Consider the following 12,807-nt stretch of genomic DNA (forward strand, 5'->3'; position numbering starts at 1 on the left):
TCGACGACACCCTCACAGCAATTCCACCTCAGGCCGCCTGACCGATGGCCGCTCCAACTCCACCCCGAATTTCCACCTCATTGACGGACACGACCCGACCGGACCGTCATGCCGGTGCTTTGCTCCCTTTTGGCAGGACGCATCACGCGCCGAGGGGCGCCTCATACACCGGGATATGGATGTGGGTTTCTCCGGAAGCCTCGCGACCGTGCCGACGCGGGTATGCAGCAGCGCCCACAGGGTCCGAGTCCGGTTACGCGCTCTCAACCACGCCATCGTTTTTGCGGCGCGGGTAGCCTGGGCGTTCACGACTGCGAGTCTTGTTCCGTGCACCCTGTTCGCAACTTGGGGGGATACATGGACCAGCGGCTCCTGGCACAGCTAACCGGAATGGCCAACAAGCACGCTCAGGCGTTGAACGCCTTACCCGTTCGGGAACGCATGGAATACATGCGCTCGCTCGTCGGGTCGGCTGACTGTGCCTGGGCCGTGTTCCCGGACGGGGAGGGATCGGGCGTCCCGCACGTGATCCTCGTCAAGGGGAAGCGCGTGGGCCGGCGTATGGAGAAGTCCGGCCGCCTCAAGGGGAAGGTGACCGCGGTTCCATGCATCGACCGCTTCATGGCGGAGGCGTTGAACGATGCCTTCGGCGACGGGTCCACCACCTTGCCAGGAACTGCGCAACCCTCTCCTGAAGTCGCGGCCTTGCTGCGTGCGAACACGACCGAGATGCGCCGCCTTGTCGATGAGGCGAACCGAAACGGCGATCTCGTGAGGGACGGAAAGGTGACCGTGGAAGACCTTTTCCTCCGGGCCGACGTGGTGCACGCGGTCTGGTCGGACCCATCCTCTCCCGGTGGCGTCGGCAAGATGCTGGCCAAGGGCGAAGGCCGGCTCATGCTCATCAGCCAGGGCACCAAGGGCGTTCCCACCAGAACCGTGGCCCTCCGGTTCCTCGACCGCGTCCAGGCCGAGCAAGCTTGGCTCATTTACGGCGACGGACGCGGCGCGATGAGCCAGGCATCCTGAACCGGCCTTCGCGTTCGGCTTCACCCGTAGTCGCGGGCGAGCGGCGTGGCATTGCCGACCCGGGGTCACACGGGCCATCGGCACATGGGCTTGCGGTTCTCGCCGGGGACGACGGAGGCGGCATGACCTGCACGCGCCCGGGATCGAGGACGGTCGGCAGGCTTCGCGGTCTGCCACCCTCCTCAGGCGGACGAACGACGGCGCTGTCGCAACCCAAGAACGGTCCGATCAGGCCGGGGCGGTGAAACGCGTCGAACGGACCCCTGCCGTATCACGGACCGCGAACGCGCATGCTCCAAGGCAGAACAGGCACGCCGGCGAAGGCCGCTCCCTTGACCCGTGCGGCGCTTCGCACGAGGGCGAGGCTGTCCCTACACACGAACACGTCGATGCGTTGTTCCGGGGTGGGGCTCTCGAAGCGTCGCCGCTCCGGCATCCGAGCTGGATGGAACCACGACGGACCGGGTCGAGCATGACCGCGGGATCTGGCGGCGAAGGCCGCTGATCCCCATCCGAGGCGGGGAACCCCTGGCGGTGGTAGGACGAGGCCCAAGGATCCATAAATCCCATGGCCCTCCCAAGCCATCTCCCGACAAGTCACGGAGGGGAAAGAGTATTTTTCCAGTTCAATGGCTTAGCTCCGACCGGGGTAACGGTCCCCTCAGCTCCACCAGGTTTTCCCGGCGCGGAAAACCGAATGGTGGCAGGGACGTGGCGGATCAGCCGTCCCGGATTTTACACTCTCAAGCACAAGACGGATCGGCCGAGACCTTTGGCCTGAGAAGCTGGCGCGATCCGATCGCGCGCGGGCCGGGTCGGGCGGCTCCCACGGATACCGCGGCACGCGCTGAGAGCTGTGTCGGCGACCGGCGCACCGGCCGAACACACCGGATCCTCACCGCCGCGATGATCTCGACGCGGAGGCCAAGCTTGGCAGTTCCTCCGGCGGGATGAAGCGCTCGGCCCAGCATTCGAAATCGCCCGGCAGGTCGATCTCACGAGGCACGAGCGATGTTGGCCACAATAGCCAAGCTTGTATACATACAGCAATTCACCTGCGTCGCCGCAGACTTTTCCTGACAGCGCATTTTTTCACAGAACCCTTTCGACATTTGTGACGTTTTGAGGCGTCTTAAGATTTCGGAGGTCACGTCATGAAGACGATTGCGATAGGTCTCGCCGCGCTGTTGATGAGCACCTCGGTCTACGCTCAGAGCGCGGCCACTGGGGGGTCCGAGCGCGGCGGCATGCGGGCCGGCAGCGAGCAGTCCGGCGGGCAATCCGCGATGTCGGGCGGCGAGCGCGGCGGCATGGGAGCCAGGGGCAGCGAGGCCCGCGGCGCCATGGGCGGCGAGCGCAGCGCCTCCCGGGGCGATATGAACCGGGGAGAGACCGGCCAGGGCGGGGCGGATCGCGGCGACATGGCCCGCGGCGAGCGCGGTGCCGAGCGGGGCATGGAAGGCCGGGCCGGCCGCGACGCCGCCGAGCGCAGCGACACGGTCCGCAGCGGCGCGCGCGCCGAGCGTACCGACCGTGTCCACGATCGCACGCACGACCGCACGCATGTCAGCAGCCGCACCGATGTGCGCTCGACCACCGTGGACGGCGGCTATCGCCGCGAGGGCCGCTACGTCTTCATCGGCGGCCGCCGGGTCGTGTACGGCTCGCCCGAGTACCGCCGCCTGATCGTCACCGAGCGCCGCAGCACCGGTCCGCGCCGCTACGTCACCATCCGCGGCCAGCGGGTGATCTACGGCTCGCCCGAGTACCGCCGCCTCGTCAGCGTCGGCGAGACGCGCCGCTACGTGACGATCCGCGGCCAGCGCGTCCTCTACGGCTCGCCCGAGTATCGCCGCCTCTCCACCACCGTCTCGACCACCGAGCGGCGCGGCGGCACCGTCAACGCCGGCTTCCGCGAGCGCAGCGAGGTCCGCGGGTCGGAGACCCGCACCGACCTGCGCAGCCGCAGCAGCGAGACCCGCGGCAGCGAGCGCAACGAGACCCGCGCCTCCGATCAGGCCCGGAGCAGCGAGCGCGGCGGCCGCTCGATGGAGCAGGGCCGCGGCGGGGAAGGCATGCGCAACGTCGGCATGCGCGGCGAGGGCGGTGAGCGCGGCGTCCGCAACGCCTCCGAGCAGGGCGGCACCATGGGCGGCGAGCGCGGCGGCAGCCGTGGCGGCGCGCAGCGCGGCGGCATGGAGTCCGGCTCGCGCGGCGGCTCCGAGGGCGGCGCCGGCATGAGCGGCCGCTGACCGCCACGTCCCATCGCGGGATTCCAGAGGGATCATCCTCTGGCGGGGTGCCGGGGCAGAGCCCCGGCACTCGTCCGTTCAAGAACTCCGCAAGAAGTCGATCAGCGCCGCGTTGACCGCCTCCGGCGCGTCGTGCTGCACCCAGTGGGTCGCCTGCGGAAACCGCTGCAGACGGCCCCGCTCGCACAGGGCCAGGCTCGCCTCGGCGAGGCCCGTCTGAAGCGCCTGGTCGCGCTCGCCCCACAGGATGAGCGTCGGCGCGGAAATCTTCGGCGGGTGCCGCGCGCGGGGCAGGCGGGCGAGCGCCCGGTACCAGCTCAGCATCGCGGTGACCGCGCCGGGGCGCAGCCACTCCCGCGCATAGACGTCGAGGTCGGCCTCGCTGAAGGTGCCGGGCCGGCTGGAACCGCGCATCAGCGCCCGCAGGAGCCGGCCGCGGCGCGCCGTCAGTAGACGTTCGGGCAGCAGGGGGAGCTGGAAGAAGCCGGCATAGGCGCTGCGCAGGGCCTGCCCCGGATGGCGCCGGAGATAGGGACCGAACACGCCCGGATGGCAGGCGTTCAGAACGGCGAGCCGCCCGACCCGCTCGGGGTGGAAGCTCGCCACCCAGAACGCGACGAGCCCCCCCCAATCGTGCCCGACGAGGTTGACGCGCGCGAGCCCGCAGGCATCGGCCAGCGCGATCACGTCCTGGGCGAGCCGGTCGAGATGGTAGGCGGCGATGCCCTTGGGCCGGTCGCTGAGTCCGTAGCCGCGCTGGTCGGGGATCAGGAGGCGCAGGCCGCTGCGCGCGAGCGGCTCGATCTGATGCCGCCAGCCGAACCAGAATTCGGGGAAGCCGTGCAGCAGGATCGTCGGCGCCCCGTCCGCCGGCCCCGCCTCGGCGACGTGCAGGCGCAGACCCCGGAGGTCGATGTGACGGTGGCTGACGGCCGGTTCGGGCATCGTTGGGAGCAAACTCTCGGACTGGGGTTCGGGATGGGGATGCTCGGCCCAACCCGAGAGGGCCGGCGCGGTTCGGGAGCGGACGCGCTATAGGTAGCATCCGATCACGGGAGACGCCCTTCCCCGATGCCGCTGCTCCGCTGCCTTCTCGCCCTCGCCTGCCTGTGGCCCGCCCTGCTGTGGTCCTGCCTCGCGGGGTCCTGCCTCGCGGCGGCCCGGCCCTTCACCGACGCCGCCGGGCGCCGGGTCGAGGTGCCGGAGCGGGTGCTCCGGGTGCTCGCCGCCGGGCCGCCCGCGGCGGTCCTGCTCTCCACCCTGGCGCCCGACAAGATGATCGGCTGGCCGCGCGTGCCGAGCCCGGAGGAGCGGGACTTCCTCGCCCCCGCGCTGCGCGACCTGCCCGCCACCGGGCGGCTGACGGGGCGGGGCGGCAGCGCCAATGTCGAGGCGGTGCTGGCCTTGAAGCCCGACCTCATCGTCGATGTCGGCAGCACGGCGGCGACCTACGCCTCCCTCGCCGACCGGGTTCAGGCGCAGACCGGCATTCCCTACCTGCTGCTCGACGGGAGCTTCAAGGCGACGCCGGAGACCTACCGGACGCTGGGCCGGCTCATCGGCACGCCGGAGGAGGGCGAGGCCCTCGCCGCGGAGGCGGAGAAGATCCTGAAGTCGGTGGCCGACGCGGTGGCCGCGGTGCCGGAGGAGAAGCGCCCGCGCGTCTATTACGGCCGCGGCCCCCGCGGACTGGAGACCGGCCTGTCCGGCTCGATCAACACCGAGATCATCGAGGCGGCGGGCGGGCGCAACGTGGCGGGCGCCGGCGCGGGCGGGCTCGCGGCGGTCTCGCCGGAGCAGGTGCTGGTCTGGAATCCGGACGTGATCATCGCCCTCGATCCCGACTTTCCGAAGCTCGCCGCCGCCGACCCGCTCTGGAACGGGCTGAAGGCGGTGCGCGAGGGCCGCGTCCACGCCATCCCGACGCTGCCCTTCGGCTGGGTCGATGCGCCGCCGGGGGTCAACCGCCTGATCGGCCTGCGCTGGCTCGCCGGGCTGTTCTTCCCCGACCAGTTCCCGCAGACGCTGGGCGATGCCGTGCGCGACTTCTACCGGCGCTTCTACCGGGTCGATCTCACGCCCGCGCAGCTCGACCGCCTCCTGCGCGACGCCGCCGGACCGGGGCCGGCCCGGTGAGCGAGGCCGCGAGCGCCGCGCAAGGCCGACCCGCGCGGCGGCGCAGCCTCTCCCTGGCGGTCCTGCTGGCATCCCTGGCGCCGGTCGCGCTGCTCCTTCTCGTGCTGGTCTCCCTCGGCGTCGGCCGCTACCCCGTGCCGCTCGTCGACGTCTTCTCGGTGCTCGTTGCGAAGGTCTTCGGCCAAGCCACCTCGCTCGACCCCGCCCTCCAGACCGTGGTGCTGAACGTGCGCCTGCCGCGGGTGTTCGGGGCGCTGGTGATCGGGGCGGGGCTCGCCGCGGCGGGGGCGACCTATCAGGGGCTGTTCCGCAATCCCCTCGTCTCGCCGGACATCCTCGGAGTTTCGGCGGGGGCGAGCCTCGGGGCGGTGCTCGGCATCGTGCTCGCCCTGCCGGTGGCGGCGATCCAGGGGCTCGCCTTCGCCGGCGGGCTCGCCGCGGTCGGCGCCGTCTACGCCGTCGGCCTCGCGGTCCGCAGGCACGATCCGGTGCTGACGCTGGTGCTGGCGGGCGTCGCCGTGGGGGCCCTGCTCGGCGCCGGCATCTCGCTCCTCAAGGTGCTCGCCGACCCCTACAACCAGCTTCCCGCCATCACCTTCTGGCTGCTCGGCAGCCTCGCCTCCGTCAACACCGGCGACATCGCCGCGATCCTGCCGGCGACGGCGCTCGGCCTCGTTCCCCTGGTGCTGCTGCGCTGGCGCGTGAACCTGATGAGCCTCGGCGACGAGGAGGCGCGGGCGCTCGGGCTGGAAACGCGCCGGCTCCGCCCGGTTCTAGTGGCGGGCGCGACGCTGGTGACCGCCGCCGCCGTCTCGGTGACGGGGGTGATCGGCTGGATCGGGCTGATCGTGCCGCACGTCGCCCGCCTGCTGGTCGGGCCGGATTTCCGCCGCCTGCTGCCGGCCTCGATGCTGCTCGGGGCGAGCTACCTCACCGCGGTCGATCTGATGGCCCGCACGGTGGCCGCGATCGAGGTGCCGCTCGGCATCCTGACGGCGCTCGTTGGGGCACCGTTCTTCCTCTGGCTGCTGGCCGCGGGCAAGCGGGGCTGGGCATGATCCTGGAGGTTCGGGATCTCGCCTTCGGCTACGGCGCCCGCCCGGTCGGCTCCGGGGTCAGCCTGACGCTCCGCGACAGCGAGACCCTCTGCCTGCTCGGGCCGAACGGCGGCGGCAAGACCACGCTGTTCAAGACCCTGCTCGGGCTGCTGCGCCCGCTTGCCGGTCGCGTCCTCCTGGACGGTGCCGACCTGTCGGTGCTGCCACGCCGCGAGATCGCGAAACACATCGCCTACGTGCCGCAGGCGCACGCCGCCTTCTTCCCCTTCACCGTGCGCGACGTGGTGGTGATGGGCCGCGCGAGCCGGCTTCCCGCCTTCGCCAGTCCCGGCCCGGCCGACCGCGCCGCGGCCGAGCGGGCGCTGGCAACGCTGGGCATCGGCCATCTGGCGGAGCGGATCTACACCGAGATCAGCGGCGGCGAGCGCCAGCTCGCGCTGATCGCCCGGGCGCTCGCGGGCGAACCGCGACTCCTCGTCATGGACGAGCCGACCGCGAGCCTCGATTTCGGCAACCAGGCCCGGGTGCTGACCCAGGTGCGGCGCCTCTCGGAAACCGGGATCGCCGTGGTTCTCTCGACCCACGATCCCGGCCACGCCTTCCTCTGCGCCGACCGGGTCGCGCTGCTGCATGGCGGGCGCCTGGTCGCGCTGGGGCCGCCGGCGGAGACGGTGACGCCGGAGACCCTGCGGCTGCTCTACGGCGTCGAGGTCGCGGTGGTGCCGCTGCCGGGGCAGGGCCGGGCGGTCTGCACGCCGCTGATCGGGTGAAGCCTCTCAGATTCCGGCGTACCAGGAAAATCCCAGCTCCGAGACCATGCTGCCCCGGCCCTGGCCGAGCCCGTCCACCCGGTCGGTGGCCTCGATGCTGGCGAGGTATTTCAGCGACTTGTAGCCGAGCTGGCGCTCCACCCGCAGGCGCACCGGGGCGCCGTGGGCCACGGGCAGGTCGCGGCCGTTCATGCCGTAGGCCAGAATCGTCTGCGGGTGCAGGGCGTCGAACAGGTCGTAAGTATCCCACCAGCCGTCCACGGTGCGGATCACGATGAAGCGCGCCTCCGGCTTGAGGCCGACGCTCGCCAGCACGTGCGAGAGCGGCACCCCGGTCCAGCCGCCGATCGCCGACCAGCCCTGCTCGCAGGCGTGCAGCGTGATCTGCGTGCGGGCCGGCATCGCCCTCAGCTCGGCCAGCGTGAAGGCGGTGGGCCGCTCCACGAGGCCGCTCACCGGCAGGCGCCAATCGGAGAACCCGGCCGCCTTCGAGCGGCGGTAGGCGGGATCGTCCGGGTCGGTGGTGTTGATGGTCGGAAACACCGCCGAGATCGCCTCCGGGCCGAATTCCCGCACCAGGGGCTGGTCGCGCAGCAGGAAGCGCTGGGTGGCGAGGGTCAGGGTGTCGCTCAACCCGTAGAGACCCGGCCGGCGCGGGCCGTTCTCGATCAGCTCGCAGCCGCCGAGAAGGCCGCCGAGGGCACCGCCAAGTCCCAGCGTCGAGGAGCCGAGGACCAGCCTGCGGCGCGTGATCTTGCTCATCGCGGATCCTCCCCTGATGTCGCTCGATCGGCGCTCGTTCGGGCGGAGCGTCCGGTGATCATGCCCCGCATCAGGTCGAGCGGCCCGTTGGCGAGCACCTGCCAGACGTGGATGAGGAGAAAGCCGACGAGCAGGACCGCCGACAGGAAGTGGATCGTGCGCGCCGATTGCCGGCCGCCGAACAGGGTGAACAGCTCCGGGTAGGCCGCCGTGACGCCGGGCGCCATGGTCAGCCCCGAGAGCAGCATCATCGGCGCCAGCACGAGGATGACGGCGAGATAGGCGAGTTTCTGCAGGACGTTGTAGCGGCGCGCTCCCGCCGCACCCGAGCCGGTGAGCCGAAGATGCGCGCGGAGGTCGGCCGCGATGTGCCGGGGGTGGAGCTGATCGCGATCGGGCGTCAGGCGGCGCAGGAGATGCCCGCTCGCCAGCGCGATCAGCAGGTAGAGCGCGCCGTTGAGCACGAAGATCCAGGCGGCCAGGAAATGCAGGTTGCGGCCCCAGCCGGTCTGTTCGAGGTTCACCGGCAGCGGGAGCACGATCCAGGCCGGCGCATCGTTGGCGCCGGTCTCGCCCCAGAACAGCCGCGGCAGGGCGAGCAGGATGGCGACGCCGCTGACCGCGAGGGCCGCGAACGCGCCGGCATTCACCCAGTGGGCGAGGCGGACCCAGAGCGGGTGGCGCCGGACGGCCATTTCTGCACGCGCCGTCATCGCGCCGCTCATTGTGCCGCGCGTGGCATCGCTCATCGCACCGTTCGTGGCATCGCTCGTGGCATCGCTCGTGGCATCCGTCACGGCCTGTCCGTCCGCCGCAGCACGTCGAGGCGATAGGCCTCCGTTCGCGCGCCGGGCAGCCGCCGGCAGAAATCGGCCGTTCCCGCGAGGAACCCCTCCGCCGCCGCGTCGCCGGAGAGGGGATAATCCGTCTCGCCAAGCCAGTGCACGAGGAGGCAGTCGCCCCCCGGCTCCAGGCTCGCCTCCACCCGCGCGACGAGCCGCGCCAGATCCGGGGCGCTGAGGAAGTAGAGCATCTCGCCGAAGACGATGAGGTCGAACCGGCCCTCGGGCCAGACCTCCGGCACCGCGCCGCGGACGAAGCGCACCTGCGGGCAATCGGCGCAGCGCGCCCGCGCCGCCTCCAGCGCCGCCCCCGCGATGTCGAGGGCGGTCAGCGCCCCGCAGCGGGGGGCGAGCGCCCGGGTGAAGACGCCGATGGAGCAGCCGACCTCCAGGGCCCGGCCGTAGCGCGCCCGCGGCAGGGCGCGAAGCGTCGCGGCGTACTTGTCGGCCTCGTAGGCGCTGGAGGTGAAGCGCCAGGGATCGGGATCGGAGGCGTAGATCTCCGCGAAGTAGCGCTCCGGCAGCGTCTCCGTCCGCCGGCCGCTCATCCCACGGCTTCCGCGCTGCGCGGAGCGTCCGCGTCGGGCCGCATGCCGGGCTCCGGATCGGGTTCCATTTCGGGCCACAGGGCATGGAGCGGTTCGAGCGCCGCGAGCGCGTGCGCGGCCATGCCGGTCAGGGCGAAATCCGGGGCCGGCTGGCGCAGATAGGTCGCGAGATCGCGCATCCGGCGCTCCAGGGGATGGCTCTCGAGGAATCCCGCGAGGCCGATGGAGCGCTGCGCCAGGGCGATCACGTCGAGGCCCGCCTGCTCGACCGCGGTGCGGGCGAGGTTGACGTAGGCGATGACCCGCTCCGGCGATCCGGCTTCCGCGGCGGCGATCCGGGCGGCGCGGGCGACGAGCAGACGGCTCGTCTCCGCCGCGACCATGGCCTGTCCGAACCGGGCCTGCTGGTGCGGATCCTCCGCCCGGTCGGTGGCGGACAGATGCGCCCGGTGGGTCTCGATCACCGCCTCGATCCCGCCGAGTTGGACCGCCAGGAAGCGCCACGCCCCGGCGAAGAAGAACGGCTGGCGCCCGTAATCGTCGGGCGCGCCGATCACCTCGCCGTCGCGAAGGCCGAGGCCCGAGAAGTCGACCGTGCCGGTGGCGGAGGCGCGCATGCCGTGGGCGCGCCACGCCGACAGATCGGCCCGCGCGCCGGGTTCGAGGCGCATCACCAGCATCAGCCGGCGCCCGTCGGCGAGCCGCGCCGTCACGAGCGGCCGGGTGACGAAGCCCGCCCCCGAGGCGTAGCTCTTGGCGCCGTGAAGGCCGCCTGCGCCGTCGAGGACGAGACCGCCCTCCGCCGGCTCGGTGTTCCACACGCCGAAGAGGTGCCCCTGCGCCGCGTCGCGGGCGAGGCGCCCGGCGACGGCGGGCTCGGCGTAGCGCAGCACCAGGGCGAGGGCGTTGACGTGCCCTTCGTAGAGCCGCCCCACCGCGAGGTCGTCGCGACCGACCTCCGTCAGCAGCGCCCGCAGGGCGTCCACCCGGTCCGGCTCGCACAGACCGCGCCCGCCGAGCGCTTCGGGCAGGGGGGCGGCCAGCAACCCGATCCGGCGCAGCCGGGCCATGGCCCGGGTGGGAAAGCCGCCCTGCGCATCCTCCGCCCCGTCGCACAGCCCGTCCCCCGGTGCCGCAGGACGCCGCGCGAGGGGAAGGAGCAAGGTGGGGGACAAGAGCGGCTCAGGGTTCGAGACGGAACGACAGGAGCCCGTCCGGCGGCACCGGCGCCCGGGCGGGGGAGCGTTCGGTCCGCGGGCGGGCCGCACTTCTCGTGGGAGAGTTGCTGCAGCATCAACTAGAACACCGATCGCGTCTTCCTATGCGGCGCGGTTGCGGCAGATTGGATTCGTCACCGGCCTGCCGGCGGCGGAACCGCGGGGCGCCCCCCCGGCGTTCAAGCCTTCAGCCGGGCCATACGGGGCCGGGACGGCACCCGAAGAGGTCCCGGCGAGAACCCGGAGTGGACCCGGAGAGAACGATGGCGGACGACACCGATCGGCTCGGCCTCCTCGTGGGCGTGTTCGAGCTGGCGCTCAACCGCCTGTTCGAGGCGAGCCCGGAGGGCGGGCAGGCGCGCGACCGGTTCGTGGAGGACGTGCGGCGGCTCCTCGCCGACACCCGCGAGCTTCAGGCGGATTCCCCGGCGGCGCAGACCTACGAGGCGCTGCTGCGGCGTCTCGGCGCCACCCATCCCGGCGATGCGGACGGGCTCGGCGTCGTGCCGACGCCGGAGCAGGGCGTGCCACCGGTCGGGTCGGGCGTGTAGGCGGCGGAGGGCGACAGCGTGAGCGACACCGGAAACGAGACCGATGCACCCGGCGAACCGAAGCTCGCCGGCATCCTGACCTTCCCACCGGAGGTGGTGGCGGCGCTCGACGAGCATTGCGCGGTCGAGCGCCTGCCGCGGGACCGCGCGATCTGCGAGATCGTCGCCGAGTATCTGCGCGTCAAGGGCTATCTGCGGCGGCGGCCCGCCCACGCGCACCGCTCGCCCCAGGGCGAGACGACGGAAGGGATTTGAGCGATGGCCACCGCGTTCAAGGGCCTCCATCTCTGCCCGCCGAAGCAGCCGCGCCCGAGCCATGTCCGGGTTCGGGACGGGGAGGGCGGCGAGACGACCCTGCCCCTCGAGGAATACGAGGCCCGCGCCGGCCAGCCGCCCTGGCAGAGCCTGCCCTGGGAGGGCGAGGCCGGCCCCGTACCGGATGACGGCGAGAAGCACGGGCCCGAGATCAGCATGTGAAGGCCCTTCTCGGCTGATCGCTTCGACCGTGGCCGCATCCCCGCTCCCCTTGTGCGGGGAGAGGGGGTGCGGGCCCGCCTCACCAGGCCGTGGGCTTGGGGTTTCTCTCGTCGAAGCCGATCTGGTGCCAGTAGGGATAGATCGGCGTCTCGCGGCTCGCCGCGTCGAGGCGGGCGATCTGGTCGGCCGTCAGCGACCAGCCGACCGCTCCGAGATTCTGCTTCAACTGCTCCTCGTTGCGGGCGCCGATGACGATGTTGCACACGGTCGGTCGGGTCAGCAGCCAGTTCAGCGCCACCTGCGGCACGGTCTTGCCGGTCTCGGCGGCGACCGCGTCGAGGGCGTCGACCACGTCGTAGAGGGTGTCGTCGGACACGGTGGGCCCGCCCTCCGCGCCGGCGGCCGTCGAGAGGCGCCCGCCCGAGATCGGCTGCCCGCGCCGGATCTTGCCGGTGAGCCGGCCCCAGCCGAGCGGGCTCCACACCATCAGGCCGACGCCCTGGTCGAGGCCGAGCGGCATCAGCTCCCACTCGTAGTGGCGGCCGATCAGCGAGTAGTAGCCCTGATAGACGACGTAGCGGGCAAGCCCGTACCGCTCCGAGGTCGCCAGCGCCTTCATCAGCTGCCAGCCGGAGAAATTCGAGGCGCCGATATAGCCGATCTTGCCCGAGCGGGTGAGGTCGTCGAGGGCCCGCAGCGTCTCCTCGACGGGGGTGAGCGCATCGAAGCCGTGCATGAAGTAGACGTCGATGTGGTCGGTGCCGAGCCGTTTCAGGCTGGCTTCGCAGGCGCGGATCAGATGGTGGCGCGACGAGCCGACGTCGTTGACGTCCTCGCCCACCCGGAAGGTCGCCTTGGTGGAGATCAGCAGCCGGTCCCGGCGGCCCTTGATCGCCTCGCCGAGGATCTTTTCCGAGTCGCCGCTCGAATAGAGGTCGGCGGTGTCGAGGAAGTTGACGCCCGCATCGAGGCACAGATCGATCAGGCGGCTCGCCTCCGCCACGCCGGTGCTGCCCCAGTTCTGGAAGAACGCGTCCGTGCCGCCGAAGGTGGCGGTGCCGAGGCTGAGCACCGGCACCTTGAGGCCCGAGCGTCCGAATTGCCGGTATTCCATTGCGTCACTCCGCTGTGGCTGTCTGGAAACGGCCCCTGAAAGGCCGCCGGT

Annotated in this window: 14 protein-coding genes; 8 read left to right on the forward strand and 6 right to left on the reverse strand. The window is 71.8% G+C overall.

Translation table 11 applies throughout. The annotated features are described in order from the left end of the window. The first annotated feature begins 357 nt into the window (after positions 1-357). Both HNR01_RS04670 and HNR01_RS04675 read left to right on the forward strand, forming a co-directional pair. Positions 358-1,029: a hypothetical protein gene (locus HNR01_RS04670; RefSeq protein ID WP_012455900.1), complete on the forward strand. Its 672-nt coding sequence runs from the start codon at positions 358-360 to the stop codon at positions 1,027-1,029. Positions 1,030-2,183: 1,154 nt separating this feature from the next. Continuing rightward, positions 2,184-3,281, forward strand: a complete 1,098-nt coding sequence (locus HNR01_RS04675; protein ID WP_183666909.1) for a hypothetical protein — start codon at positions 2,184-2,186, stop codon at positions 3,279-3,281. Positions 3,282-3,359: 78 nt separating this feature from the next. Here the strand turns inward: HNR01_RS04675 and HNR01_RS04680 are convergent, their stop codons facing one another. After that, entirely contained in the window at positions 3,360-4,226 is an 867-nt protein-coding gene (locus HNR01_RS04680) for an alpha/beta fold hydrolase (RefSeq protein ID WP_183666910.1), read from the reverse strand. 126 nt (positions 4,227-4,352) lie between these two features. Between HNR01_RS04680 and HNR01_RS04685 the strand changes: the two genes are divergently transcribed. From HNR01_RS04685 to HNR01_RS04695, 3 genes are read left to right on the forward strand one after another with little or no spacing between them, the layout of a single operon-like run. Continuing rightward, on the forward strand, positions 4,353-5,417 hold the full coding sequence (locus HNR01_RS04685; protein WP_183666911.1) for an iron ABC transporter substrate-binding protein: 1,065 nt from the start codon (positions 4,353-4,355) through the stop codon (positions 5,415-5,417). Continuing rightward, positions 5,414-6,475 (forward strand): FecCD family ABC transporter permease, encoded by a 1,062-nt coding sequence (locus HNR01_RS04690; protein ID WP_183666912.1) that lies wholly within the window; start codon positions 5,414-5,416, stop codon positions 6,473-6,475. Before HNR01_RS04685 ends, HNR01_RS04690 begins: the two co-directional genes overlap by 4 nt. After that, positions 6,472-7,245, forward strand: a complete 774-nt coding sequence (locus tag HNR01_RS04695; protein ID WP_017484318.1) for an ABC transporter ATP-binding protein — start codon at positions 6,472-6,474, stop codon at positions 7,243-7,245. The genes HNR01_RS04690 and HNR01_RS04695 overlap by 4 nt, the downstream gene beginning before the upstream one ends. 6 nt (positions 7,246-7,251) lie before the next feature. Here the strand turns inward: HNR01_RS04695 and HNR01_RS04700 are convergent, their stop codons facing one another. The 4 genes from HNR01_RS04700 to HNR01_RS04715 all read right to left on the reverse strand — a co-directional run bounded on the left by HNR01_RS04700 (position 7,252) and on the right by HNR01_RS04715 (position 10,572). Then, positions 7,252-8,007: a molybdopterin-dependent oxidoreductase gene (locus HNR01_RS04700; RefSeq protein ID WP_183666914.1), complete on the reverse strand. Its 756-nt coding sequence runs from the start codon at positions 8,005-8,007 to the stop codon at positions 7,252-7,254. Continuing rightward, a complete protein-coding gene (locus HNR01_RS04705; protein ID WP_183667181.1) occupies positions 8,004-8,732 on the reverse strand; it encodes a cytochrome b/b6 domain-containing protein in 729 nt (242 codons plus the stop codon). The genes HNR01_RS04700 and HNR01_RS04705 overlap by 4 nt, the downstream gene beginning before the upstream one ends. A 68-nt stretch (positions 8,733-8,800) precedes the next feature. Continuing rightward, complete coding sequence (locus HNR01_RS04710; protein ID WP_017484315.1) at positions 8,801-9,397, reverse strand: SAM-dependent methyltransferase; 597 nt, start codon at positions 9,395-9,397, stop codon at positions 8,801-8,803. Further along, positions 9,394-10,572, reverse strand: a complete 1,179-nt coding sequence (locus tag HNR01_RS04715) for an acyl-CoA dehydrogenase family protein (RefSeq protein ID WP_246417393.1) — start codon at positions 10,570-10,572, stop codon at positions 9,394-9,396. The genes HNR01_RS04710 and HNR01_RS04715 overlap by 4 nt, the downstream gene beginning before the upstream one ends. A gap of 305 nt (positions 10,573-10,877) precedes the next feature. Between HNR01_RS04715 and HNR01_RS04720 the strand changes: the two genes are divergently transcribed. The 3 genes from HNR01_RS04720 to HNR01_RS04730 are packed head-to-tail and all read left to right on the forward strand — an operon-like array spanning position 10,878 to position 11,642. After that, the gene (locus HNR01_RS04720) at positions 10,878-11,165 is read left to right on the forward strand and encodes a hypothetical protein (protein WP_153874890.1); all 288 of its coding nucleotides are present in this window, start codon (positions 10,878-10,880) and stop codon (positions 11,163-11,165) included. 18 nt (positions 11,166-11,183) lie between these two features. Next, complete coding sequence (locus HNR01_RS04725) at positions 11,184-11,420, forward strand: hypothetical protein (protein WP_017484312.1); 237 nt, start codon at positions 11,184-11,186, stop codon at positions 11,418-11,420. A 3-nt stretch (positions 11,421-11,423) separates the two neighbouring features. Then, positions 11,424-11,642: a hypothetical protein gene (locus HNR01_RS04730; RefSeq protein WP_017484311.1), complete on the forward strand. Its 219-nt coding sequence runs from the start codon at positions 11,424-11,426 to the stop codon at positions 11,640-11,642. Positions 11,643-11,721: 79 nt separating this feature from the next. On the opposite strand, the gene HNR01_RS04735 is transcribed toward HNR01_RS04730, so the two are convergent. Then, positions 11,722-12,756 (reverse strand): aldo/keto reductase, encoded by a 1,035-nt coding sequence (locus HNR01_RS04735; RefSeq protein WP_017484310.1) that lies wholly within the window; start codon positions 12,754-12,756, stop codon positions 11,722-11,724. Positions 12,757-12,807: the final 51 nt, after the last annotated feature.

Source organism: Methylorubrum rhodesianum (genome assembly GCF_014199985.1).
GTDB lineage: Bacteria > Pseudomonadota > Alphaproteobacteria > Rhizobiales > Beijerinckiaceae > Methylobacterium > Methylobacterium rhodesianum.

Coding starts and splice junctions, on each gene's coding strand:
- HNR01_RS04670 (WP_012455900.1), top strand. CDS start 358: ATGGACCAGCGGCTCCTGGCACAGCTAACCGGAATGGCCAACAAGCAC.
- HNR01_RS04675 (WP_183666909.1), top strand. CDS start 2,184: ATGAAGACGATTGCGATAGGTCTCGCCGCGCTGTTGATGAGCACCTCG.
- HNR01_RS04680 (WP_183666910.1), bottom strand. CDS start 4,226: ATGCCCGAACCGGCCGTCAGCCACCGTCACATCGACCTCCGGGGTCTG.
- HNR01_RS04685 (WP_183666911.1), top strand. CDS start 4,353: ATGCCGCTGCTCCGCTGCCTTCTCGCCCTCGCCTGCCTGTGGCCCGCC.
- HNR01_RS04695 (WP_017484318.1), top strand. CDS start 6,472: ATGATCCTGGAGGTTCGGGATCTCGCCTTCGGCTACGGCGCCCGCCCG.
- HNR01_RS04700 (WP_183666914.1), bottom strand. CDS start 8,007: ATGAGCAAGATCACGCGCCGCAGGCTGGTCCTCGGCTCCTCGACGCTG.
- HNR01_RS04705 (WP_183667181.1), bottom strand. CDS start 8,732: ATGAGCGGCGCGATGACGGCGCGTGCAGAAATGGCCGTCCGGCGCCAC.
- HNR01_RS04710 (WP_017484315.1), bottom strand. CDS start 9,397: ATGAGCGGCCGGCGGACGGAGACGCTGCCGGAGCGCTACTTCGCGGAG.
- HNR01_RS04720 (WP_153874890.1), top strand. CDS start 10,878: ATGGCGGACGACACCGATCGGCTCGGCCTCCTCGTGGGCGTGTTCGAG.
- HNR01_RS04730 (WP_017484311.1), top strand. CDS start 11,424: ATGGCCACCGCGTTCAAGGGCCTCCATCTCTGCCCGCCGAAGCAGCCG.
- HNR01_RS04735 (WP_017484310.1), bottom strand. CDS start 12,756: ATGGAATACCGGCAATTCGGACGCTCGGGCCTCAAGGTGCCGGTGCTC.